Genomic DNA, 25,168 nt, shown 5'->3' with positions numbered 1-25,168 from the left:
TAAAGTCTCACTCCACAAGATATGAGTACCTCTGCTAAGCTCCCCCCGCTTCCCGCAGCATTTATTGCGAACGTTGTTCGCTCGGACGGTCTTTGGTATCGAATTTATCACGGCGGCCTCAACAGAGTCCGGATAGACAACTACCAGGGCGAAGTGTGCCGCTCGATCTCGATCACCCTCGGTGATCTAGGCAGAGGCTACACCTTTATTCCGGCTACCAAAACGTACAGCATTGCGCACTTTCCACCGATTCTGAACACGCAGCAGTTTGATCCAACTGAGGATTATTCCTGGGCGGAGATTGGCCAAGAAACTGTGAATGGTGTCTTGTGCACAAAGTTCGCAGGGCGATTGACGCAACCTGATCGCGTTGCAAATTGGGTCTTTGTTGATCCGAAAACGGGGATTCGGCTAAAAACTCAGACATTCAATAAGTTGGGCGATCCGGTGCTGTCTATAGAGTTCCGGCAGGTTGAGGTCGGCCCACCACCCGCTGACGTGTTCGAGCCGCTAGAAGGCTACAGGCTCACGCCGTAGTCGAGTCATTCCATGACTCGCCTGAGCTATATAGGCGAGTGTGACCGCCGTAGAATTCAGGATATAAAGGTCTTTCTTCCGCTCACCCACTCCCCCTCACACCCACTCTGCCGCTATGGACTCCTGCTACGCAATCGCCGAGACCAGCGAAATTGTTTCCCCCGCAATGGTCGTGTTTCGCGAACTGGTCGAAAGCAACCTGCGCGAAATGCTCCGCATTGCCGGCGACCCCGCACGCCTGCGGCCGCATTGCAAAACGCACAAGATGCCGGCCATTGTCAAACTTGAATTGCAAGCGGGCATCACCAAGCACAAGTGCGCGACGCTGGCTGAAGCCGAAATGCTGGCGACAGCTGGCGTGCCAGACATTGTGCTCGCGTATAACCCGGTCGGGCCAAACATCGGCCGCGTGATTCGCTTCAAGCAGCAGTTCCCGCAGGTGAAGCTGGCTGTGACAGCCGATCATCCGCAGCCCGTCGCGCAGTTGGGTCAAGCAGCGGTCGCAGCCAAGGTGCAGATTGACGTGCTGCTCGATATCGACAGCGGGCAACATCGCACTGGCCTCCCCGCTGGTCCGCAAGCGCGCGAACTGTACGAACGGATTGCCCAGACAGCTGGACTCGTCCCCGGTGGCTTCCATTTGTACGATGGACAGAATCACCAGACCGATGCCGCTGCCCGGCGCGAAGCCGTCATGGCCGTCTGGGAGCCAGCAGCCAAGCTGCGCGATGAACTGGTCGCCGCGGGCTTGAAAGTGCCGCGCATTCTTTGCGGCGGCACGGGTTCGTTCCCGATTTTTGCTGCGCTGAATGACCCGGTCATTGAACTCAGCCCCGGGACAATCATCTTTCACGATGCCAACTATCGCGAACTGTTCCCGGATCTGAAGTTCACTCCCGCGGCCCTACTTTTCACCCGCGTCATCAGCCGGCCAACCCCCAATCGAGTCACGCTCGACCTCGGCTACAAGGCAGTCGCCTCCGATCCCCCAGCTGGCAAGCGGCTCTTCTTTCCCGACCTGCCCGATGCAGTGGCCGTGCTGCAAAACGAAGAGCACCTGGTGCTCGAAACTTCGCGGGCTGCGGAGTTTCAACCGGGCGATGCACTATTGGCCATTCCTCGGCACGTCTGCCCGACTTCTGCGTTGCACAAATCGGTCTACGTCGTTGCTGGCGGCCACGTCACCGAAACCTGGGACGTCATCGCCCGCGATCGGGTGCTGACAATCTAACGATCTTCATTTCCGTAACATCCACCTCAAGAAACAAACCTGCCCCGCGAAGCAATGCTCGGCGGGGCAGAGGTGGTCGATCGGGTTGTCGTCAGGCGATTACCAGAGGTATTCGAAACTGGCGGTATAACCGTGATAGAAGACGTTGCCGTTGCGAAACGCAGTGGGGACACGCGTTTGCGAGCCACCGACGAACACGTTCGGCGGAACCGGATTGAAGTTCTCCGAGGCCAAAGCGACCCCTTCGACATACAAGGCTTGATAGCCGGCCTTGAAAGTCCAGTTGTAGTTAATGCGATAGGTGGCGTAAGCAGCCAGGTCGCCGATGAAGGCCACGTCGCCGACTCGCAGTTCTTCCTGGAAGTTGAGCCCGGTGCTCGTGGTAATTGTGGTATCGATGTTCTGGTGATTGCCGTACACACCGAACTTGCCTTCACCGCCGACTCGCAAGCCGGGGATCAAGCAGACCCACATGTCGCCACCAATCTGCAGACCGGTGAGCGAGTTGTTGGTGTTTACGTTCGTCCGCGACGTGTCGGTGGTGACAACGATCGGCGGCCCCAAATCGGTATGCACGCCCAAGGTGTTGTAGTTGAAGTCTTCATCTAACTTGAAGTAACGAACACCGTAGAGCCACGACCCTTGGTAGCGGCAATTGGGCGACTGCCAACGTTGGCGGAAGTTGACTTCGAAGTTATCGAATGTGGAGAAGTAAGTGATGCGTTGGATATCGGAAGCATCGGTTTCGGGAAAGCCACCCGCCGGGTCGGTACCGAACTGGCTGTAGACCGAGAACAGATCGTTGTTCCCCAGAGCCTGGGCAGTGCTGGTCCAGCCGAACAGACCGAAGTAGGTGAATTCCAAGTTGCTGCCGGGGCCACATTGCATCATGGCCGAGAACTTGAAGCTGGTGGAACTATCGAAATCGAGATCGCTCGTCTGCAGGACGGTGACGGGAGGATTCACGCCGTCGTCTTGCACGGTGAAGACTCTGCTGTTGCCGACATCGTCGCGGCGAATGCTCATAACGCCGACATCGAAGTCGAACCAACGAGGGGCAGCACAGCCGCCATCGCTATAGGGAGCGATGATGCCGAGCACATCGCCCAGCAGGCCGTTGTGACGATGGCCGTAACCGCCACCCTCTGGCGGGCAGCCCCCCATCATGTCGCCACTGGGGCCCATCATGCTGCCGGGAGGGCCACCGGGGCCCATGATTCCCGCGCCGTTCATGGAATCGGGATCGTACATGCCGGGCGGAGGTCCACCCATCATGCCCGGAGGTCCACCAGGTCCCATCATGCCGGGCGGTCCGCCCATCATGCCGGGCGGTCCGCCCATCATGCCGGGAGGAGGCCCACCGGGCCCCATCATTCCGGGAGGTCCTTGGGCCTGCACGCTTTGATCGCCCAGCATCAAGGTGACAATCGATAGCAGGGGCAACATCCACGCCCAGCGACAGTTCATCGGCGAGTCTCCGCGGCTCATAGGATCTTCCTAGCGCCTGACCACAGGCCGGGCTACGTTGTGCTAGCCCGCGTCGTCGAGTGTTCTTGACTTGCATCTAGCCGTCAGACTTTGCGGAAACGGCATCGCCCCGCGCAATCTCGGCTCGAAAGCTCCTATCGACACGTCAGAACGGTTAAAATCAGAACTTCCGCTACAACCGACAGTTTTTCTCGAAGTCGCAAGCTCAAGGCAGTTTCCCTGTCTTGCTAAGTCACCCCAATTTCGCCAATCAATCGCCCCCTGCCGGTTGAGACTGCCCACTTCCGCCTACATAATGCCGGTTCAATAGTCTTCTGTCCTCTGCCTTCTGACTCCTTCTCTCCGAGGCTCTCATGAACTCCAACTTCTCCCGTCGTCGTTTCGTCGCTATTGCCGCTGCTGCGGCCGCTGGAGCCACCTGGTTCGATGTGCCGCAGGTTCTGGCCAAGGCGAACTTGCTGGCCGACGATCCTTGGGGTGGTTTTCCGCTGGGTGCCCAGAGCTATTCGCTGCGGAACTTCAACACGCAGGAGGCCGTTCGCCACTTGCAGGGGATGGGGCTGCACTATGCGGAGTTCTACAACAAGCATCTGGATGCCAAGGCGACCGACGAGCAAATCGCCGAGACCCAGAAGTTGCTCAAAGACGCCGACATCAAACTCTCCGGTCACGGCGTGCATGGTTTTGGCAAAGACCACGAGGCCAATCGCAAACTGTTCGACTTTGCCAAGAAGATCGGCGTTCGCGTCATCACCGCCAACCCCACCCCCGATTCGTTCGACAGCTTGGATAAACTGGTCGCCGAATACGACATTCGCATCGCCATTCATAACCACGGCCCGAACGCCCTGTTCGATAAGCTCGACAGCGTGAAGAAAGCCGTCGAGGGGCGGCATAAGAACTTCGGTGCTTGCGTCGACTGCGGCCACTTCATCCGCAGCGGCGAAGACCCGGTGAAGTGTGTGCTGGAACTCGGCCCACGCGTGTTCGGCGCCCACATCAAGGACGAGAAGGAAGCGAACACCCCCAAGTCGAGCAACGTCATCATCGGCAAGGGGCACCTCGATGTCGTCGGCCTCTTCAAAGCCCTGCGCACCATCAAGTTCCCCGCCGACGGTTCCCTCTGCCTCGAATACGAAGCCAACCCCAAGGACCCGATCAGCGAGATGAAAGAATGCCTCGCCGTCGCCAAGGAAGCGATCGCCAAGTCAGCATGACCGGGGTCGGCGTTGGTTATCGGGCGAGTTCGGCCAGCCCGTTTGCTGTCGACCCTTGGCCCGAAACACCAACCTAACCCCTGATTGTGGGATTCGGACGTTTGGGTTCTGGAGGATTTTCGGGCCGTCGCCAAGCGGCTGAAGACACGGTCAACTTGCCCGAAAAGCCTCCCGACCCCGGGCAGATTGTTCGCCAGCGTGAATCGGTAAATTTTTTGCAGCGGACCAGACTAGTCAACAACTGCGCATCGAAACTTATTGGCGCGCTCATTGACAATCTGGTAGTAACTGCGTGAAATTTGTGTCGTTTATGTCGCAACATTGCTGAGTAGTTGCCGCGCACTCATTATGGAAATTCTGGAAATTGATTTTCGCGAGTTTCCGCATGCGGCAAGGACTTACGGCGAGCCCGCGGAGCATAATTGCTTACCGCGCAAGCCTTTGTGAGACACCAGCAATTTGCGCGATATTTGAAAATAACGGAAATTTCCTGATTCGTGGCCGGCAGTTCGTGGCACTCCGTGTCGCTCTGCCCTGAACTCAAACTCAACAACAGGCAGAAAGTCTGTCTCACGGGTACAATTTCTGCATGAAAACTTCAGGCATTCAGGCGGCGCTCGAACTGCTGCACGGCGCTGGTGTGCGGCACATTTTTGGCAACCCGGGAACGACCGAGTTGCCACTGAACGAAGCCTTGGTTTCCGACCGCCGCTTTCAGTACATCTTGGGGCTGCAGGAAGTGCCGGTGATGGCAATGGCCGACGGCTACGCGATGGCCTCGGGGGGCCTGGCGGTGGTCAATCTGCACATCAGCTGCGGGCTGGGGCACGCGATGGGCATTCTGTACAACGCCTTTCGCGAGGGGACTCCGCTCCTGGTCACGGCGGGGCAAACGAGTCGCAAGTTGCGATTTGAGGATCCGATTCTGGCCGGAGATATGGTGGCGGTCGCTCGCCCGTGGACGAAGTGGTCGGCCGAGGTGAATCGGGTCGAAGATGTTCCCAACGCCATTCGCCGCGCCGTGCAAGCCGCCCTCACACCGCCGACCGGGCCGGTTTTTTTGTCCTTGCCCGTCGATGTGCAAATGGAGCTGGCCGAGGGGCTCGACCTGACGCCACCGCGGTTGCCCAGCACGCGCGTTCGTCCGCCCCTGGAAGCACTGCAGCGAGCCGTGGAAGTGTTGCTCTCGGCGAAGAACCCTGCGATTCTCGCCGGCAGTCGAGTCACCGAGCGGGACGCGGTACAAGAACTGGTCGCGGTTGCCGAACGACTGGGCGCTCCGGTCATTTCTGAACCGGGGACCACGCATGGCCGGCTGGCGTTCCCCTGCGAACATCCGCTGTACGGCCAAGGACTGCCGCTGTGGTCGCCCGAGATTCGCGAGCGCTTGAAAGAGTATGACGCGCTGCTTGTCGTCGGCATGGATCTGCTTCGCCTCTACATGCACCACGAGCCCGACCGCCCGTTGCCGGAGCAGATCAAGCTGGTTCAACTCGACGAAGATCCCTGGCAGCTGAACAAGAATTATCCGCTCGATGTCGGCATTCTTGGCGACACCAAGGCAGGGCTCGCCGATCTCGGCACGATGCTCAGACTGTGCGAGCCGCAACTAGCGCCCGAGCAACGGGAACTGATTCGGACGCGCACGCTGCGGCATATCGCCGCGCATCAGGCCGCGCGCAATCGACTCGAAAAAGACATCGCCGGCGATCGTGAGTTAAGGCCGCTTACGCCCCGCGCGCTGATGGGTTCACTGGCGCGGACTCTGCCCGACAATGTGGCTGTGATTGAAGAAGCGGTGACGACGACCAACACCACGTTCGAACGACTCGGCGCGCTGAAGAACACCACGGGCTACTTTGGTCATCGCGGCTGGGCGCTGGGCTGGGGACTCGGCGTCTCGATTGGTGTGAAGCTTGCCTGGCCCGAGCGGCCGGTCCTTGCGCTGCTCGGCGAAGGAGCGGCCAGCTATGGCATTCAAGGGTTATGGTCCGCTGCCCGGTATCAGTTGCCGGTCGTGTTCGTCATTTGTAACAACGCCCAATACCAAATTCTGAAGATTGGCGCGAAGGGGCTACAACTGCCGCACGCACTGGCCGATGAGTTTGAAGGACTCGATCTGGTCGGGCCGGAAGTTGACTTTGTGAAGGTGGCCGAAGGCTTCGGCGTGCAGGCAAAAAGAATCAGCGAGCCCGACGAACTGTGTGATACGATTCAGCAAGCCTGGCAAGGAAACCGACCACTGCTAATCGACGTACCGATATCGCGCACGACGCAGCCCCGCCTGCAGTATGGTTAATCGTGGCACAGACTTTTAGCTTGTGAATTCCGTGGCATAGGCTTCCAGCCTGTGAATTTCGTAGAAAGACTCTGACAGGCAGGATGCCTATCCCAATTTTGAACTGAGCCCCTTTTATGTTCCGCAACATCGCTGGCGTCGTGCTGGGCCTGATGGTGGCGATGGGTTTGGTCCTGGTGATCGAACTCGTAGGCATGACCATCGTGCCGCCACCGGAGGGCATCATGTCAGTCGACAAAGTGAAGCAACAGGCAGCTTTCGCAGAGTTGACTCCCGCTTCGTTCGCGTTCGTCCTGGCCGCTTGGACCGTGGGTTCGTTCGGCGGATCGCTGGTTGCCGCGCTGACCTGCGCAAGCAGGCGGATGGTACTGGCGGGCATTATCGCCGCCTTCTTATGGTTCGCCGCGCTGGTCAATTTGATCTCGATACCTAGTCCCGTTTGGTTTTGGGTGGCGGGTTTAACGCTCATTCCGCTGGCCTGGTGGCTGGCCGTGCAAGTAGCTCTGATCATCCGCCCGAATCGCCCGCGAGGCCCGCAGCCGTTCGACATGCGCGCGAAGAACATGGCCTGTAAATAGATCTTTGACTGCTCCCTTCTCCGTTCTCACTTCTTTCTTCCCACTCGCCAACGTAGTACAGTGCGACTAAGGCATTCGTGGCGTGCAGGAGTATGAGGCCGTGGGCTGGTTCGACTATTTCTTCCGTCCGCCGAGCAAAGACAAGTTCGCTCGCCTCATGCTGGCCGAGATTGCCAAGAGCAAGCTCGAAGGGCCGCTCACTTACGATGCTGGTCAGTTTCTGCTGTTGCGTAAGGATGGCGGCTTCATCAATCTGGCCAACGTCTATCAGGAATATTGCCAGGTGTCGCGAGGCGAGCGGGCGGCCATCATGCAGCGGTTCATTCGCGGCTCGCTGGCCAGCAAGACCTTCGAGTTGCCCGAAGATTTTGAAGACGTTCATCCCGACTTGCTCCCCGTGATTCGCTCGCGCTTTCAGATTGAAGCGGTGCGCCTGCAAGCGCGGCTCAAGGGGAGCGACAAGGTCAACATTCCCCAGCAGTTGATCGGCGATCACCTGGCCCTGTCGCTGGTGTATGACTTGCCGCACGCGATGCGATCGATTGGCCAGCAGGATCTCGACGACTGGAACGTCACGTTTTATGAGGCAGTAGAAGCGGCCCGGCACAATCTCGAACAGATGAACAACATCTCGGTGGCCTCGCTCGACGATCGCGTCTTTGCAACGGCCACGGGCGATAACTACGATGCTTCGCGCCTGTTACTCGTCGATGTGATTCGCACCTTCCCCGTGCGCGGCTTGCCGGTGGCGATTGTTCCCAATCGGGACACGCTGCTGGTCGCCGGGCAGGACGATCACGAAGGGCTGCAACTGCTCGCCACACTGGCGGAAGAGGCCTATCAAAAGCCGCGCCCCATTTCGGGCGTGATGCTCACGCTGGTCGATGACGAATGGCAATCGTGGCTGCCAGAGCCTTCGTCTCCCGCGTATAACCGCCTGCACGAACTCAAGCTGCGAAGCATTGGCGGCGAGTACAACGACCAGAAAGACCTGCTCGAACAGTTGCACTCCGCGCGCGGCGAAGACGTGTTCGTCTCATCTTTCAGCGGCGTGCAAGACAGCCAGACGGGCAACACGTCAAGCTACTGCATCTGGCCGCGCGACGTGCCGACGTTGCTCCCCGAGACAGAGCAGGTCTACTTCATGGGGGGCGATCCGAAGCAGCCGCAATTACTCGCCCAAGCTCCCTGGGACCGGGTGCAGCAAGTCGTCGGCCACTTGCTGCAAGCGCAAGACTGCTACCCGCCGCGCTATCTCGTCAGCGATTTTCCCAGCGAGAAGGAATTATCGAAGCTGGGAAAAACGAGTTAATGTGCTGATGCCGATGTTCAGGAACTAGCGCTACGGATTGCCGACCAGCGGAATCTCGACGTCGTTCTTCTGCGGCACACCGGGCGTACTCCGGCCGATAGTGAAGTAGCGATTCAACAACCTGGTCAGTTCACGCACCACATTGGGTTCGGCATCGTGCAAGTTCTTCTGCTCCCCGATGTCGCTCTCCAGATCGTACAGCTGAACCTCGGGGAGTTCCTTGGCCAACTTGGTTCCCGGCTTTGGCTCGCTCCAGCCACCTGAGCCTGGGCAGAACTCCAGCTTGTAGTTGCCGCGGCGAATGGCAAACGAGCCGTTGATGGAGTGATGCACGACCGCTTCGCGAATCGGCTCGTGCGCCTTCCCCGTGATCGCCGGCAACATGTTCACACTATCTTCGGCTGCATTGGCGGGAACATCGGCACCTGCAACGGCCGCTGCCGTCGCAAAGAAATCGGTAAGACAAGTGAGCTGGTCCGAGGTCTTGCCCGCCGGAACTTGCGCGGGCCAGCGGACAATGAACGGGACGCGATGCCCACCCTCGAAGATGTCGGCCTTGGTGCCGCGGAAGACATAGCTGGGGTTGTGTCCCTTTTCTTTCAGTTCGCCAAAGTTCGCTTGCGGCGAACAGCCGTTGTCGCTGGTGAAAATGACGAGCGTGTTTTCTGCCAGTTTTTGTTCGTCGAGCGTCCGCATCAATTGACCGACGGCGTCATCGGTTTGCATCACAAAATCGGCATACGGATTGAGCCCGCTTTTTCCCTGCCATTCGCTCGTGGGAACAATCGGCGTATGGGGCGAGGCCAAGGGAAGATACAAGAAGAACGGTTTGCCCGCGTGTGCATCCGGCGCTTGCCGGTTGATAAACGCGATCGCTTCTTTCGTGAGCGCGGGAAGCACGTCGGCAGCTTCGAAGTCGGGCGCAGCCGGCCCCTTGCGCGTTTGGCCACCCAGGAGACCGAGCATCATAGGAAACGTCTTTTCGGCAGTGGGAAGCACAGCGACGCGATCGTTCTTCAGGAAAGTGTAGGGCACCATATCGAGCGAAGCGCTGATGCCGAAGTACTCGTCGAAACCTGCGCCGAGCGGTCCGCCGCCGAAGGGCTTCGAGTAATCGACGTTGTTCACTTGCTGCGCACTTTCAATGTTCAACTCGTTTACCTGCTTGCCGGGTTGCTTGATCCAATCGAGCCCCAAGTGCCACTTGCCGACGCAGGCGGTGCGATAGCCCTCCTTCTTCAGCAGGCTGGCCACTGTCATCCGCGCGGGATCGATTAGCGAGGGACTGAGCCCGCCAAGCACGCCCCGCTGCAACTTCGTCCGCCAGGCATACCGCCCCGTCATCACCCCGTAACGCGTCGGCGTGCAGACAGCCGAGCCGCTGTGAGCATCGGTGAAGGTCATCCCCGACTTGGCGAGCGCGTCGACATGCGGAGTAGCAATCTTGCAGTCCGGGTTGAGGCACTTCACGTCGCCATAGCCCAGATCGTCGCAAAGGATGTAGATGATGTTCGGCTTGCGCGGCGTGGTCTCATCGGCGGCGAAGGCACCGGCAGAAAGGAGTAACAGCAGCCCCATCACTAGCCCGGAGAGGGACTTCATTGCTTCTTTCCTTTTTTCTTCGGGGTGTTGCGCAAGTCTTCTGCCGTGGCATTCTTCAAAGCGAGGGCGCGGTACTCCTCGAACCGTTGCTGCCAGTGGCTCTCCAGTTCTTTCACTTTGTCGGGCTGCTGGGCAGCGAGATTGTTCAGTTCACCGCGGTCCTTCGACAGATCGTACAACTCCCAGGGCTGATCTTTCGCCGCGACCAACTTCCAATCGCCGGAGCGGAGTGCGCGGTTTCCTTCGTGCAGCCACCAAAGTTCAACGGGCGCGGGAGTAGCCCCTTTCGCCCAAGCGGGGACCAGACTCTTGCCAGCCATCGCGGGCACCGCCTCGTTATTCGCGGGTGCTGGGGCCTTAGCGCCGGCAACTTCGAGCAGCGTAGGGACAATATCGACCACATGTCCTGCCTGCTGACGCAGCTCGCCTGACGACTGAATGCCTTGTGGCCAGTGCGCAATCAGTGGCGTGGAGATCCCTCCTTCATGCACCCAGGTTTTATGGCGACGAAAGGGCGTGTTCGACGAACTCGACCAGCCCGGCCCGAGGCAAGGGAAAGTCGCCGCCGAACCAAGTGGCGCCGTGGGGTCGTGACCATCGCCACGGACCATCATTTCGGCACTAGCGCCATTATCGGATAGAAACAAGACGAGCGTATTCTCGAACTGCTTCATCGCCTTGATCTGAGCGAGGACCTTGCCGATCTCGCGATCCATCCGATCGACCATAGCTGCATGGATGGCCATCTTCTCGGCCTGAAACGCCTGCTGCTCGGGGGTCAACTCGCTCCACGGCAATGGGCGATTCACTTCACCGGGCCCCAACTTGGCAAGCGCCTCGGGGAACGCATACGGCGGGCCCACTTCGCGCTCCATCGGGGCGAGCTCGCAGTTGACAATTTGCATGGCCTTCATTCGTTCGTAACGAGCTTGCTGAACTACATTCCAGCCCGCTTTGTATTTGTCGCGATACTTGGCAATGTCTTCCGGCAACGCATGCAGCGGAAAGTGCGGCGCGGTGAAGCAGAGATAATGAAAGAACGGACGATCAGCAAACTGCTCGCCATGTTCCTGCAAACAGCGGACGGCATGATCGGCAATCGCCGTGGTCGAGTAGAAGTTTTCCTGCGGCGGAACGGGCTTTTCGTCCTCAGTCACACTTTGCACTTTGAAGAAGTTGCTCTGGCTGACTCCACCCAAGTCGTACGAATGATCGAAGCCGTTTTGCAGCGGCTTGCCATCGATGTGCCACTTGCCGCTGTGATAGTTCCGATAGTTCTTTTGCCGTAGCATTGTCGGCAAAAGCGAAGCCCAAGCGGGCCGCGTTCCTTGCCCGCCGCTGCGCACTCCAGGAATCGCATCGCGACGAATAGCCTGGGCATAGTGGCCGGTGAGGAGTGCCGACCGCGTCGGCCAACAGCGGGCCGTGTTATAGAACTGCGTGAACCGCAGCCCACCCTTCGCCAGCCCATCGAGATTCGGCGTTTCAATCTCCGCTCCATAACAGCCAAGGTCCGAGTAACCCAAGTCATCGGCCATAATTAGCAGAATGTTGGGTGGACGGCCTGCAGTGGCTGTTTCCGCAGAGAATAGTGAGCGACTTGCGGTGCTTGTCGCCACGGTCGCGATGAGCAGGAAAGCTAACTTGTGTAGTAGACGCATAGAACTTCGCTGAGAGAGTAGCGGGCGGGCATTGTCAGCGGCAAACAGGCTCATTGCCAAGGATTTGCCGAACGGCGTCAGTATCACGGCGGGCAAACGCGAGGTCAACCAAGAGGCGAGCGAGAGGCCATCGAGCAGACCCAACAAACCGAACGCTCGTGACTGCTGCTGTTCGGAGACTCTCTTCGGCAACGTGGTCCTTGCAGATCGTTCACATGCCGGCTGCAGAGCTTGAATGGTGAAAAAGCCAACTCTGCTGTGTTGCCCACGAACGATCCTTTAGTTTGGTCCCACCAGCACGAGGCTGCTCCAGTAAAACGGATTGCGCCACTTCTCTTCTTTGCGGATGCTTCTTTTCGCACTGTGGAGAGCCTGAGCGTAATCTGGCGTTGCCGAAAGTTTGCCTTCTTTCGTTAGATTGCGGCTGTAGTAACTGATGAGAGTGGCACCGGCCTGATCGTCGACAACCCAGTTGCTGGCTACCACGCGGCGACTTCCGGCAACGAGGAAACCGCGTGACAGTGACCAGACGCCTTCGCCACTTTGCGTAGGGCCGGCATTGGTGTCGCAGGCGCTGAGAATTGTTAGTTCCGCACTCCGCAGATCGAGCTTGTAGATTTCGGCCAGAGTCAGAAAGCCATCTTCTGATTCGTTGACCGCACGGCTGTTGCCGGCTGTAACCGCCAGCGCGCCAAACAGGTTGCCGTAACTTGGATCGACCAGGCCGTGACAGGCGAAATGAATGAAATGCTGGCCCGACAGACGCTGGCGAATCTCGGCTTCGCTCGCCGCCGAGCCGGTCAACTTGCTGACCTTCATTCCCGCCTTGGTCATGATTTGCTCGACCCAACCCGACTCAAGGCCCGAATAAGGCAACCGCGAAAGCTGTCCGACCACCCCCCGCTGTTTCGAAGTGCTACCGCCCCGTCCCCTATCTTCCGCGACAGCGCCATACACAGGATCGCCAACCGTCAGCACATTCAGCTGGCCCGCGCTATGTGGAGTGGCTGCGCGGCGAGCCAGGTTGCAGAGAATCGTGGCACTCGGGCAATACAAGATCGGGGGGCCCACATCGAGCAGATACTGTGGCACTTGACCTGCCTCCACCACCAGGGCCTCCCACGGCAGCATCGTCAGATCGCCATCAGGAACGATCAACAAGCGCTGCACGTCGCCTTGCATCAGGAGCGCGCGCTCGGTCGGCGGAATGAGGATTTGCCAAAGCGCGAACAGCTTGTCTGTGGTTGGGCGTTCGTTCGCTACGTACTCCGATTGGCGGAGCAGTTGGAGGATGCCGGTCTTTTGATCGTTCTGCAAAGCAATGGCCAGTTTGCGTTCGTCCAGCTTTCCCGCCTCAATCTCAAGCGTCCGGGCCTGGTGCGAGTCGACCGTCAATTCGATCAGCCGTGGCGTCCCTTGAGCGGGCACAATCAGCACAAACGAGGTTCCATCGCCCACGATGTACCGTAGCAGCAGCCCCTTCTGACTTGCGACGTACTCCTGCAACTTGCTTAGCACTACAGGTTCGTGCCGTTCGCTGACTGCCAACCGATAAGCGGGACTGGCGTTACGAATCGCCGCTCCGAGGGAGACATACTCGCTGCGGGCCGAAGTTAATTCTCGGTGCAGCGGAATGCTCCGTCGCCGGCGCTCGTCGATCGCCAGCGTCGAAACACTGAGGACATCCTGCAGTTGCTGTTCGGCGGTGGCGACGCGCGTTTGGACCGTGGCCAGTCGTTGTTCGAAATCAGCCCGCTGCGGGGCTGGCAAGGTATCCAGCAGATCGATCCCCTGCATTGCCAGTTGATCCAGCAGCGACTGATTGCGCCCACGTTCAATCGCATTCAGCGCCGCATTCACATCGCCGATCTCCGCCTGCAAGCGAACCATATCTTCGAACACTACCGTGGAATTGGCGAACGACTGAGAACGATCTGAATCGGAGCCCGAGAACTGGCTACGTTGCTGTTCGGCAAGTTGCATCGCCTTCGTGAAGTCGGCGGCAGCAGACGGGTGTTTGCCCAGCGCCCAGTTACTGCGGCCCCGTTCCCAATAAGCGGCACACAGTTCGCCTGAACTGCCGCCATCCAATTCGAGTGCGGCGATGGCCTCGTTGAACTTGGCGTCGGCCAGTTCATGCCGCGCCGTGGCCTGATAAACCCGCGCCAAGCCGCGCAGCGCGGGAGCAGAGATGCGATGGAAAGGATTGCCGGTCTCCGCTATGAATTTTTCGTTCAATTCAATCGCCCGCAGATACTCGCGTTCGGCCGCCGCATAATCTTTGCGATTCAAAGAGATCTGCGCAAGCGCCGCGTGACCGGGGCCGGCAGCCGAAGAGTCTGAACCGAGAATCTGCAGACTTTGCTGCGCAAGCTTCACGGCTTCGTCGTGCTGGCCCAGTTGCAAGACGACATACCCCAGCGACGCGAGGGTCGTCAGCAAGTTCCTGTGATCGGAGCCCCAAACTTTCTCGTCGATCGCCAGCGCGCGATGCAGCAACTGCGCTGCATTGGCAAACCGCGCTTGAGCGGCATAGACGTCGGCCAAATCGACGAGCGACGTCGCCACTTTGGCGTGCCCGGGTCCGAGAGTTCGAAGACGTGTGCCAAGCGCTCGTTGCAGGAGAGCTTCGGCTTCCCGCAGTCGGCCCTGCTTTGCATAGACTCGCCCCAACGTATTTTGCACATTTGCAACGCTCGAATTCTCGGCACCGAATTGCTGCAGCCGCAACTGCAGCGCTCGCTGGGCATAGTCTTCGGCCGAACGATAGCGGGCCTGCCGAATCAGTAGCAGCGCCAGGTCTTCATTCAAGACGGCAATGCCATTGGCGTTTTGCAGCTGCTCAAAGCGGTGCAAGGCGTCGCGAAGCAATGACTCGGCTTCACTCAATCGATGTTGGCGGCCGCGCAGCAGGCCGAACGTGCGAACGATGGCCGCCAATTGATAGTCGAGCGGCGGCGTCTGTTTCTCGGCGATGTTGCGAGCCCGAATTAACAGCGGTTCGGACTCGGCAAATTGCAACTGCTGCATGTGTGAATCTGCGAGTTCGGTCAGCGGAGCGATCAGCTTTGGTGAATTGGCTCCTTCCTTCGCAGTGAGTCGCGTCACGACGCTACGATAGAATTGCTCTGCCTCGGCAAATTGATTCTGATTCTTCAGCAGCAAGGCCAGAACGTGCTGCACCTCGGTTGTCAGCGGTGCGGAGTCAGCATCGGGAAGTATCTTGAGAGCTGCCCGGTAATGTTGCTCAGCATCGTCGTAGCGTTCCTGACTTTCTGCGGCTCGACCTAGTAAGAACCGCGCGACGCCGACTCCCGCAGGACGATTGTTTTGCTCGTGAAGTCGCCGGAGCTGAAGGGCCGCTTGCTCAGCCTTGTCGAACTGCCCCGCTCTGTATTGTTCCCAGAATTGATCGATGATTGCATCGCTCGTCTGGGCGACTGCGGGTGAAGCGTGCAGGAGGTCGGCCAAGACGACGAGGCTTAGCATGAGAAGGAAAGGTCGGCAGTACGACATGGCGTGTTTCCTGCACCTGAGTTATTCAGCCAGCGACGGAACGTGATGTACTTCCGACAGTACCGCCGAATTGCCGCTTTGTGACAACGTTCCGCTCATTTTGGCCCCACCAGCACCAGGCTGCTCCAGTAAAACGGGTGCTTCCATTTCTCTTCTTTGCGGACGTGCTTCTTGGCGTTGTGCAGGGCAGATGCGTAATTGCGGGCGATTGGATCTTTTCCATCGCGCGCCAAATAGTTGGCGAAATAGCTGACGAGCGTGGCGCCCGCCGCATCGTCGACGACCCAGTTGCTGGCCACCACGCGCTTGCTGCCTGCGACGAGAAAGCTGCGCGACAAAGCCCAGACCCCTTCGCCCTGCTGTTGAGGGCCGTAGTTCGTTTCGCAGGCGCTCAAGATCGCTAGTTCGCAACCAGTGAGGTTCAATTCATAGATTTCCGACATCGACAGGAGGCCGTCATCGCGCGGATCGCCTGGTTTGCCCGGCACGATTGCGAGCGCTCCATAAAAATTGCCGTAACTCCGGTCGGCCATTCCGTGACAGGCTAAATGCACGATTTCGCGACCGGCCACATGCTCACGAATTGCGCCCTCGGTCGCCGCTGTACCGGTTATTCGAAGTCCCGCTAATCCAGCCTTTTCAAACCACTGCTGCACCCAAATCGACTCCGAACCGGTATAGGGCAACCGTGACAGGCCAGCCCGAAACTGCTCATCGACGGCAAGTTTCGCTCGCTCGGCAGAGCTTTGCGTGACCTGCGGATAGGTGGGGTCACCCAACGTGAACAACGGCTGACTTGCGCGCTGAGTGGCGGGCTCGCGTTTCGCCAGATTGAGCATCACGGCCGCAGATGGTGCATAGCTGATCGGCGGTCCAACATCGAGCAAGTACTGCGGTTCGTCTTCGCCGGGCACCGACGACACGATCAGTGCTTCGAAGGGGAGCAAGGCTAATGGACCGTCGGGAATGATCGTTAAGAGCTTTACGTTTCCGCTGGTCAACTCCTGCCTCACGCTCTCTGGGACGAGGACTTGCCAGAGCGTGGCCAATTTTACGTCGACGTTGATCTTGCTCTCTGGCGACGAAAGCGCGGGCAACACTCCCTCGTCTTTATCCTGCAGGATTGTTGTCAACTCGTGAGCGGCGATCGGACCAGCCTCGATGCCCAGCTTTGCCGCGGCGGCAGCATCGACGGCAAGCTGTTTGCTAGTTGCTGTAGTGCGGCGGATCACCATGACTTGCGACGTGCGAAAGGTGCCGATCGAGTATGCGAGCAATACTTCATCCTCGCGCAACTGCGCTTGCACGTCCGACAAGGTAATCGCCTGCGAATTATCCGTGACTAGCTTGCGAACGACCGGGCTGGAGGACCTCGCATCGGCAATGTGGCGATACAACGCATCTCGCGCGTGGAGCAGCTGAGTTAACGCAGCCGAGCGCTTCTCGGCAAGCTCCGGCTGCGTTTCGGGATGAACGTGCGCGACAGCTTCAAACTCCCTCTCCGCACTCGCCAGAGACACACGCAGTTCATTCTCGCGTTTCGCCAGTTGCTGGCGCTCCGCCGCAGAAGATCCTTCGAGCAGGTCTGCTCCTTTCAGCCGGAGTTCATCCAGAAAGGATCGTGCTTTCATCTGTTCGATCGCGACGAATAGCGCAGGCATGTTACCCAGTTCGGCCTGCCACTGAATCATGCTCTCAAATTCCGGGGCAAACTCGGCCATGTACGTGGCGCGCTCCCGCTCCGCGCCGACGGCATTGCCGCGCTGCAATTCCAGCAGGTCAAGAGCCCGCTGCAGTTCCTTCACGGCCGCGGCCTGGTCTTTTAGTTCCCAAAGGGCTTCCGCTCGAAAGCGATGCACCGAGGCGGCCGCCTTGAGATCAGGCGGATGAAGCGCGTACACGCTATCAATTTGGTCGAGATAGGTCAGGGCTTTCTGAGGATTGCCCTGCTTCAACTTGATGATGGCCAACCCATACAGCCCGCTGGCCGTGCGCGCGTCGCCCGCGCCGAATTTGGTAGTGAGTGCGTCGAGGCCCTTCTGAATCGATAAATCTGCTTCGTCGTACTTTCTGGCCAGCATCAAAGTCTGCCCCAAGTCAACCAGGGCTTGAGCCGCGAAGGGATGTGCAGCCCCGAATTTTTCTTCATAGACGCTGGCGACACGGCGCATCAACGGAATGGCCTCCTCTTCACGGCCTTGGACGATATCGATCATGGCCATCCGCTGCACGCCCTGCATGGTAACGATATGCGTCTTGCCCGCCAATTTTTCCCACACGACGAGTGACGCTTCGGCATATTGGCGGGCCTCGGCATGACGTCCTAAGGCCATGTAAACCGTGGCCAGGTTGTTGGCGCATTCGGCCGAGTGGTTGTGCTGCCAACCGGATATTGCCAGCTGCATGCTTAACGCTCGGCGATAAAGAGGCTCTGCCAAATCGTAGCGGCCGCGATGTTCATAAATCGAAGCCCAACCTGCGAGCAGATGCGGGAAACCGGCAATTGGCTGTTGTTCTCGCTGATAGGCCCGTTCGAAAACAGCCGCCGCCTGCCGGAAGTGTTTTTCCGCTCGCTCTAAATCCCGCATGTCACGAAACAGCAGCGCCATCTGCTTCTCCGACTCCGCCGCCACCAGCGGCTGGTCCGCATTGTACTTCCGCTTCCAATCGACGGCCGCTTGAGCGAAGGGGACAGCTTCGTCGTAGCGGGCTAATTGGCTGAGGCAGTAACTGGTGCAATGCAGCGAGTCGCCGATAAACGAGTTGACCAGCAGCCGCTCGGTTTCGATCCGCGGCTGAAAACCCTTGGAGTCGCTCAGAAATTCCTGATAACTGGCGAGCGCTTCTTCGTACTTCGCTTGCACTTCCGCAGTTCGCCCTTGCGGGAACTTGGCGAGAAAATGCAACCGCTTGGGAAAGCGGTTTTGCAAATGAGCGTTCAGTCGCTCGGCGCTGGCAGCAGATTCCTGCACCTTGCCCGCGTCGGCAAGTTCGATCGTATCGAACTGCAGTTGCAAGTACGCCTGCCAATCGTCGCCATTGGGCTCTTGCGCCGAGCTTGTCACGCTGAGTGACCAGAGAATGAGTAAGCTCAGCACACAGATTTTATTGAATCGACGCCAGGTATTCATGCTCAAGCTCGGTTTGAGGTTCTGGGTTTGTGATGAGGCTGCCTGCGTTCTCTACAACTGACGGCCTCATTTGTGACAAGGCTCGACCTATTTTGGTCCCACCAGCACCAGGCTGCTCCAGTAAAACGGGTGCTTCCATTGCTCTTGTTTGCGGACTTGCTTCTTGGCGTTGTGCAGGGCCGATGCGTAATTGCGGGCCGTCGGATCCTTTCCGGCAAGAGTCAGGTAGCCGGCGAAGTAGCTGACGAGCGTCGCGCCAGCTGCATCGTCGACGACCCAGTTGCTGGCTACTACGCGGCGGCTGCCGGCAACCAGAAAGCCACGCGACAAGGCCCACACTCCTTCGCCCTGCTGTTGCGGGCCGTAGTTGGTTTCGCAGGCACTCAAGATCGCCAGCTCGCAGCCATCGAGATTGAGCTCGTAGATTTCCGACATGGACAAATAGCCGTCATCGCGAGGATCGCCCGCTCGGCCAGGTGCAATCGCGAGGGCACCGAAAAAGTTGCCATAGTTTTGATCGGCCATGCCGTGGCAGGCCAGGTGAATGATCTGCCGGCCGGGTGCATGTTGGCGAATGGCTGCTTCGGTGGCCGCAGGGCCAGTAACTTTGACGGTCGTGAAGCCGATCTTCTCGAGATTCTGTTGCACCCAGTTCGATTCCTTGCCCGTGAAAGGCAGACGCGAGAGTGACGCGCGAAAGCGGTCGATCGAACGTTGCACACCCACTTTGCGATCGACTGCGTCGGTCGTGGCTGTGGGCGCGGCATAACTTGGATCGCCCAGCGTCAACAGCTTTTGCGCTGCGGCGGCATCGCTCGGTGTGCGACTGGCGAGGTTCAGCAGCACGGCGGCCGAGGGTGCATAAGCAATCGGCGGGCCGACGTCGAGCAGATATTCAGGATGTTCTTCGTCGTCGCTCGTGACGAGCGTTTCGAACGGGAGCAACGCCAACGGCCCATCGGGCAGAATCGTGAGCAACTTCAATTTGCCGCTGGTGAGCAGGTCGCGTTCCGTTGCGGGAATCAGAGCCTTCCACAAGCTCGACAACACACCCCCGACCTTTTCATCGCGCCGGTGGGGAGATGAGACAATCGTGAGTAAGCCGGTTTTCTTATCCTGTAATACCTGGCTGACCATGGCTGCAGTCAACGACCCAGCCTCGACGCCCAACTTGGTTGCGGTTGCTTCGTCCAAAGTGAGTTCAGTGAATTGAACTGAGTCTCGCCGCACCGCAATCACATAGGAGTGGTACGCACCAACCGAATACGACAGCAAGATTTCGTCGTCGCCGAGTAGTTGCTGCACCTGGGCGACAGTGGGTGCGGCGGTCTTATTGACGATTAATTCTCGATAGATCGGACTGGCCGAGCGAATGTCGGCCAGGTGACGATACAGCCGATCTCGGGCACTCATCACTTCGCTGGCAAGTTTCTTTCGTTGCTCGATTGCTTCAGCCGCGGGTTGAGGGCCGAGTTCAGGCAACGCGTAATATCGATTCTCGGCCGCCAGCAATTCTTGCCGCAATTGATTCTCGGTGCGTGTCAACTCCGCCCGTTCCTCGGCCGACAAACCGGCCAGCAGATCGGCGTTCTTCAGTTTCAGTTCGTCGAGAAACGAGCGGGCTTTCACTCGCTCGACGGCCGCGAAGAGTTTCTCCGCGTTTTTGAGCTCCGCCTGCCAGGCGATTGCGGTGACAAAACTGGCGGACACCTCCTGAAACATTTCGGCCCGTTCTCGTTCAGCTCCCGATGAAAAACTCCGTAGCAGTTCCACTTGATCGAGGCACTTATCCAATTCCAGCACCGCCTCTTCACGCTTTCCCGTGTACCACAGCGCGCTTGAGCGGTTGATGTACAAGCTCTCCAGATCTTGCGGCGTCAGTGGGCTGACCTGATGAATCTTGAGGAGTTCATCGAGCACTTGCAGCGATTCGGCAGGCTTGCCTTGACTGAACTTCAGACTCGCGAGCAAGTTCAGGTCGTCGGATAATAGTGCGCTCGCCGGGCCGTGGAGTTTTTTGCCAATCTCCAGATTTTTCAGCATGACGGTCTCGGCTTCGTCGTACTTTTCCAGATTCCAGAGCGTCTTGGCCAGTTCAAAGGTGGCAGTGGTCGTGCGCGTGTTGTCGGCACCGAAAGCTGCGGTCAACTGCGCCGCGGCCCGGCGAAGGATGGGCTCGGCCTCGGCATGTCGATCCTGGGCGTTGAGCACCGCGGCCATGCGAATCTGGGCCGTCGTGATTTCCACGTGATCCTGACCCACACTTTGTTCATAGGCTTCCAGTTCAGCGCGGCAGTACATTTCTGCTTCCTGCCAGCGACCTTGGCTGCCATAGAGTCGCACCAGTGAATCGAGCACTTTCGCGGTGTCCAAGTGATGCCAGCCATTGGCGGTGGCGCGGAGTTGCAATGCTCGCCGAAGTTTCACTTCGGCCAGGTCATAGCGATCTTCTTTGGCATCGAGTTCGCCGCTCATGTGCAGAGTCAGCGACAGGTCGTAACTGGGTGACGAATGCCCCACATTGGTATCGGCGCGAGCAAGCGGCTCTAGCGTCGCCGTGGCTGCGTTGAGCAAAGACCTGGCCTTCTCGGAATTGCCGAGAATGATATGCGCATCGGCGAGCGCCGTCTGAGCGTTGGCGTAATACCTTCGAGCATTGGGATGCCGCGCTTTGGACCAGTAGTCAACGCCAGCTTCAAAGTAAGGAACTGCCTCCGCGGCTCGTCCCAAGTTTTCCAAGCAAAAGCCGATGGACTTCAGCGCGTCGCCGCTCATGACGACGATTGCTTGCCGCTCCAATTCCGTTTGCGGCGCGGCGTCTTTTATCCGCTCGATCGTCAGGTGCCATTGCTCCATCGCTTCCTTGTAGCGTGCTTGAAAACCGTAGGCTTCGCCCAGGTACAACGAAGCCTTCCAGTGGTCGCGCTTCGGAAATCGCTGCAGCAAAAATTCAGCGTAACGCTCGGCCGTGGCCACCGCCTCGTTTATTTTGCCCGAGCGCGAAAGCTGAACGTAGGTGCGCGAATAATAGGCTGAAGTTTCCAAGTCTTCTTGCGTTTGGCCGTGTAGCGAAACCGAGCAAACGCTGAGCAACAGCACGACGGCGAACGTCGATGAACAAGCTCGATCGTTCATGGCAGCGAACTCCTGAAGGCCCATAGAGCCTTATTACTTTTTACTTTTTATTTTCGCATTTTTTTCCCTCTCCTCGGTATATCGGGGAGAGGGGCTGAACTGCGATTCACTTCTGGCATTTATTTATAATGGGGGGCAATTCAACATGCCCGTCAAATTTGAGTCGCTAACGACTTAGTTGCAACCACAAGCCAGGCGGGGCCGCGAGTAGAGATACAACGGCTGGCCATACATGCCGCCGGCGATCGATTGCGGCGTTTGATGCCGAATGAGGGCCAGGTCGCCCATTTTGCTGACCCAAGTGCCGTCTGCCGACCGCGCGGCCGCATGGGTGATGATCGAGCCACTGGGCAGATAGGGCCCCGTTCCACCCGAGAAGCCATAGACCACTACTACTTCCACATTCGGATTCGCAAGCAAGGCAGAACCGGCCGCACTATTGAAGGCAATCGGCCCACTAAAGCCCCGTGATTGATACACGCTATTGGCCCACTCCAAAGTCGGCGTGGTATTCCAGACATCGTGCGTATACACACCCACCGAGGCCGCGATGCAATTGTAAGTGGGTGTCGAAGGGCCCAGCACTTCGTAATTCACACCCAGATTCGGAAAGCTACCAGGCGAGCTGGCCAGAATGCTCCGCTCATTCTGAAACGCCGTGGTGTTCAGCGGCCGGGCTGGTCCGCCGAAATAATATTGCCCCAGCCAATTGTCATACGTGGGGGGTTGGACAGGTTCCGTAAAGGCATCCGGTCGATCCCCTTGCGCGACCGATAGATCCTTGGCTTCCTTCTTGCGGGCGTCGCTAAATTTTTCGATGTAGAAGCAGTCCGCTTCCGATCCGCCCGATAGTTCATCGACCGAGCCGTCATTCACTTGCCAATAGTTGCCGCCATTCAGAATGTCGCCACCCTGCCAACCGTAGAGCTGGTCGACACCGAGACCTCCTTCCAGATAGTCCGCATCAGCCGTCTGGCTACGGTTGACGTTCGTCACGCCGTCGCCCCACAAGCGATCGTTGCCGGCACCACCGACAACCAGATCGTTGCCCAGTTCACCCCAGAGATAGTCGACTCCGTCATCGCCGAACAGAATGTCGTTCTGCGTGTGGCCATGGATTTGATCGTCGCCTGCGCCGCCATAAGCGGTAATCATTCGATCGCGACGGGGACCCGGATCGGCCGAAGTGTCGATGTACTGAAACTTGTCGTTGCCAGCTTTGCCGTAGAACACAAAGTCGAGCGAGTCGTCCTGCTTGACCCAACCTTTGCGCAACCGGTTCTTGGCGTCGGAGTGCGAAATTTCGATGTACTTGGCACCAGTTACCAGTTGCTTCTGGTTCTTCCGGGCCACGATGTCGCTGACCAGGACGCCGTCGTTGCTTTCGCTGCCGCTAAAGACGAGGCTCCCGTTTTCGATTTTTGCCGAGAAGCCCGGCGGCGGGGCGTTGTTCTCCCAAATGACGTCGGCGGCCATCAGGTCGCGACTTTGCAGTCGTTCGAATTGCAGGCGTTTGGGAGCAAGAGGACGGAGCGAGTTTCGGTGGCAAACAGTCATCGGCGAGTCTCCTGAAGGGCTGATTAAGAGCGTCCGGTTTCGCCTGGCGAACTCCGGGTTCAGGAGCAGTAACAGCGAGATTCCCTGCTGTGACAGCCGCTTCTAAAAAAATTCCCTGGGGCGCACCGTGCGTCATTTGCCACGTAGCGATAGGGCAGGAGCGGCCGGACCAAACAGTTACGAAAAACTCATTGATACATTATTGACAACTAGAAACTACATTGTGATAATTGGAGCGGCTGTTTGGCAACCTGGTGGAAAGAGCGCGCCTGCACGGCAGGAACCGGTTGCGCGTTGCGCGGGAAAGTTTCGTGGCATTCCGGGAGATTTACCCGCGGCAGCGAGAGACGCGAGACCGAGGTTTATCAACAAATAGGATGATTTCGGAATTGGCAAATTCGGCGCAATTCGTTGCCGCAGAACGACTTGATTGTGATGCACGCAAAAGGGGGGTGTTGATAAACCTCACACGTTTTTGGACGCAAACTGGTTGAACCAAAAGTTACCGCTGCGGTTGGGGAGCTGTGTTCTGGGGAGCGGGTTTCGCAGCGGCACCGGCCAGGACCAAGGGAACGGGGAGCAGGATGTTATCGAGCAGAACAGGTTCCTGATCAGCACCGATGGTGGCACGCAGTTTACGTCGGTAGTGTTGAAATGCGGCTTGAACGGAGACGGGGCGCGGTAGGGTCCGCATCGCTTCGTCAAAATAGATGGGCATGAAGGCTGCCGGAAGATCCTTCGAAAACGAGGAGAATTCGTCCGGCAGGCAGGCTGTGACGACGATGGTGTTCAGCTGCGAAATGTCGTGAACGCGCCGAGCAACGTCGTGAATCGAGCCGGTCAGACTGCGGGCATCGACCAGGCCACCACCGTGGCAAGTTTCCATTAACATGACAATTTGACGGCCGGGAAGTTCCTGCAACCAGCGCCCCAGTTGATCGTCGACGACAAACTTGTCGTAAGTGGTAATGACCTCGTCCATGCCGTCAATTTCGGCTGGATCGTCGGTTGGCTCCGGACCACCATGACCGCAGTAGAACAAAAACACGGTATCGCCTGGCTGTGTGATCGACGGGAGCCATTTTGTCATCGCCTCTTCGAAGGAGGCTGTCGTGGCTCCGGTATCGGTCAGCACTCGCGCATGTTCGGGAGCGACACCACCGAGCGTCGTCATCGACTTATGCATCAATTCGGCAGAGCCTCGGGCCTGAGGTGCTTCGTCGCCATGTTTTGTCGCTTTCAATTTGTTCACGCCCACAAACAGCCCCGCCCGCAGTGGCGGACGAGAAGCTGGCAAGGCACCACCGGCGGCCTGCGTCTGCAGGACCACGCGATGTTCGGCAAACTGGTCGGCCGAAGCCTTGATCAATTTCGCTAGTTCGTCCTGAGTTGCTTGCGAAACTGCCACGGCACGGCCGGCGCTGGCATCGAGTTTGTCGAGCAACTCTATCCGTTTCTTGCTGGCGATAACTTGCATCGCTTCTTTGCCATACGGGGCAGCGATCCGAAAGCGGAAGTCGTCACCGGCCTTGGGAATTGAGACTTCGACATTGGCTTTGACCGCGGTATCTGGCTGAGCTTTGTTGGGGAAGAGCATTACGGTGCTGCCGTCGGCCTGATGGTAGAGCAAATAGACGTGGCAATCGGTTTCTGCTTTGAAGCGAACTGCCAGCCGCTCGCCGTGGCTGTAGCGGGGATCGGCCCGATTGACGGCAACGTTCATCAGGAAGGCAGGTCGCGTGGGCACCAGAGAATCGCCGGGCGACGGCGGTACCGCTGCTGGCTGTTCGGTTGGTGGCATCGGTGGCGCGGGCTGCTGGGCCACAGCGATAAGCAACGGCAGGCCCAAGGTAAATAGCAAGCTACAAGCGAAAACGAGCCTATTTTTTCGGGAAATCATGACT

Annotated in this window: 14 protein-coding genes; 6 read left to right on the top strand and 8 right to left on the bottom strand. The window is 58.4% G+C overall.

Annotation, left to right across the window (positions count from 1 at the left end; all coding sequences use genetic code 11):
* The first annotated feature begins 21 nt into the window (after window positions 1-21).
* Both ETAA8_RS00835 and ETAA8_RS00830 read left to right on the top strand, forming a co-directional pair.
* Window positions 22-537, top strand: a complete 516-nt coding sequence (locus tag ETAA8_RS00835; RefSeq protein ID WP_145083485.1) for a sigma-E factor regulatory protein RseB domain-containing protein — start codon at window positions 22-24, stop codon at window positions 535-537.
* A 115-nt stretch (window positions 538-652) separates the two neighbouring features.
* Window positions 653-1,768 carry a D-TA family PLP-dependent enzyme gene (locus ETAA8_RS00830; RefSeq protein ID WP_145083482.1) on the top strand — a complete coding sequence of 372 codons (1,116 nt, stop codon included), beginning with the start codon at window positions 653-655 and terminating at the stop codon, window positions 1,766-1,768.
* Window positions 1,769-1,867: 99 nt separating this feature from the next.
* Here the strand turns inward: ETAA8_RS00830 and ETAA8_RS34275 are convergent, their stop codons facing one another.
* Window positions 1,868-3,235 (bottom strand): BBP7 family outer membrane beta-barrel protein, encoded by a 1,368-nt coding sequence (locus ETAA8_RS34275; RefSeq protein WP_202921482.1) that lies wholly within the window; start codon window positions 3,233-3,235, stop codon window positions 1,868-1,870.
* Between the two features lie 374 nt (window positions 3,236-3,609).
* On the opposite strand from ETAA8_RS34275, the gene ETAA8_RS00820 reads away from it, so the two are divergent.
* The 4 genes from ETAA8_RS00820 (at window position 3,610) to ETAA8_RS00805 (ending at window position 8,662) form a co-directional block, all read left to right on the top strand.
* Window positions 3,610-4,473 (top strand): sugar phosphate isomerase/epimerase family protein, encoded by an 864-nt coding sequence (locus tag ETAA8_RS00820; RefSeq protein ID WP_202921481.1) that lies wholly within the window; start codon window positions 3,610-3,612, stop codon window positions 4,471-4,473.
* Between the two features lie 589 nt (window positions 4,474-5,062).
* Complete coding sequence (locus tag ETAA8_RS00815; protein WP_145083479.1) at window positions 5,063-6,772, top strand: thiamine pyrophosphate-binding protein; 1,710 nt, start codon at window positions 5,063-5,065, stop codon at window positions 6,770-6,772.
* 116 nt (window positions 6,773-6,888) lie between these two features.
* Window positions 6,889-7,350 (top strand): hypothetical protein, encoded by a 462-nt coding sequence (locus ETAA8_RS00810; RefSeq protein WP_145083476.1) that lies wholly within the window; start codon window positions 6,889-6,891, stop codon window positions 7,348-7,350.
* A 100-nt stretch (window positions 7,351-7,450) separates the two neighbouring features.
* A complete protein-coding gene (locus ETAA8_RS00805; protein ID WP_145083473.1) occupies window positions 7,451-8,662 on the top strand; it encodes a DUF1444 family protein in 1,212 nt (403 codons plus the stop codon).
* Window positions 8,663-8,692: 30 nt separating this feature from the next.
* Here the strand turns inward: ETAA8_RS00805 and ETAA8_RS00800 are convergent, their stop codons facing one another.
* The 7 genes from ETAA8_RS00800 to ETAA8_RS00770 form a co-directional block, all read right to left on the bottom strand.
* A complete protein-coding gene (locus tag ETAA8_RS00800; RefSeq protein WP_145083470.1) occupies window positions 8,693-10,264 on the bottom strand; it encodes a sulfatase family protein in 1,572 nt (523 codons plus the stop codon).
* Entirely contained in the window at window positions 10,261-11,925 is a 1,665-nt protein-coding gene (locus ETAA8_RS00795; RefSeq protein ID WP_145083467.1) for an arylsulfatase, read from the bottom strand. Before ETAA8_RS00795 ends, ETAA8_RS00800 begins: the two co-directional genes overlap by 4 nt.
* Window positions 11,926-12,204: 279 nt before the next feature.
* Window positions 12,205-15,441: a CHAT domain-containing protein gene (locus tag ETAA8_RS00790; protein ID WP_145083464.1), complete on the bottom strand. Its 3,237-nt coding sequence runs from the start codon at window positions 15,439-15,441 to the stop codon at window positions 12,205-12,207.
* A gap of 95 nt (window positions 15,442-15,536) precedes the next feature.
* Entirely contained in the window at window positions 15,537-18,572 is a 3,036-nt protein-coding gene (locus ETAA8_RS00785) for a CHAT domain-containing tetratricopeptide repeat protein (protein WP_145083462.1), read from the bottom strand.
* An 87-nt stretch (window positions 18,573-18,659) separates the two neighbouring features.
* Complete coding sequence (locus tag ETAA8_RS00780) at window positions 18,660-21,707, bottom strand: CHAT domain-containing protein (protein WP_202921480.1); 3,048 nt, start codon at window positions 21,705-21,707, stop codon at window positions 18,660-18,662.
* 174 nt (window positions 21,708-21,881) lie between these two features.
* Window positions 21,882-23,264 carry a calcium-binding protein gene (locus tag ETAA8_RS00775; protein ID WP_145083456.1) on the bottom strand — a complete coding sequence of 461 codons (1,383 nt, stop codon included), beginning with the start codon at window positions 23,262-23,264 and terminating at the stop codon, window positions 21,882-21,884.
* A 502-nt stretch (window positions 23,265-23,766) separates the two neighbouring features.
* The gene (locus tag ETAA8_RS00770; RefSeq protein WP_145083453.1) at window positions 23,767-25,164 is read right to left on the bottom strand and encodes a DUF4384 domain-containing protein; all 1,398 of its coding nucleotides are present in this window, start codon (window positions 25,162-25,164) and stop codon (window positions 23,767-23,769) included.
* Between the last annotated feature and the right edge of the window lie 4 nt (window positions 25,165-25,168).

The organism is Anatilimnocola aggregata (genome assembly GCF_007747655.1).
Classification (GTDB): domain Bacteria; phylum Planctomycetota; class Planctomycetia; order Pirellulales; family Pirellulaceae; genus Anatilimnocola; species Anatilimnocola aggregata.
This window is presented reverse-complemented; position numbering and strand designations above follow the sequence as displayed.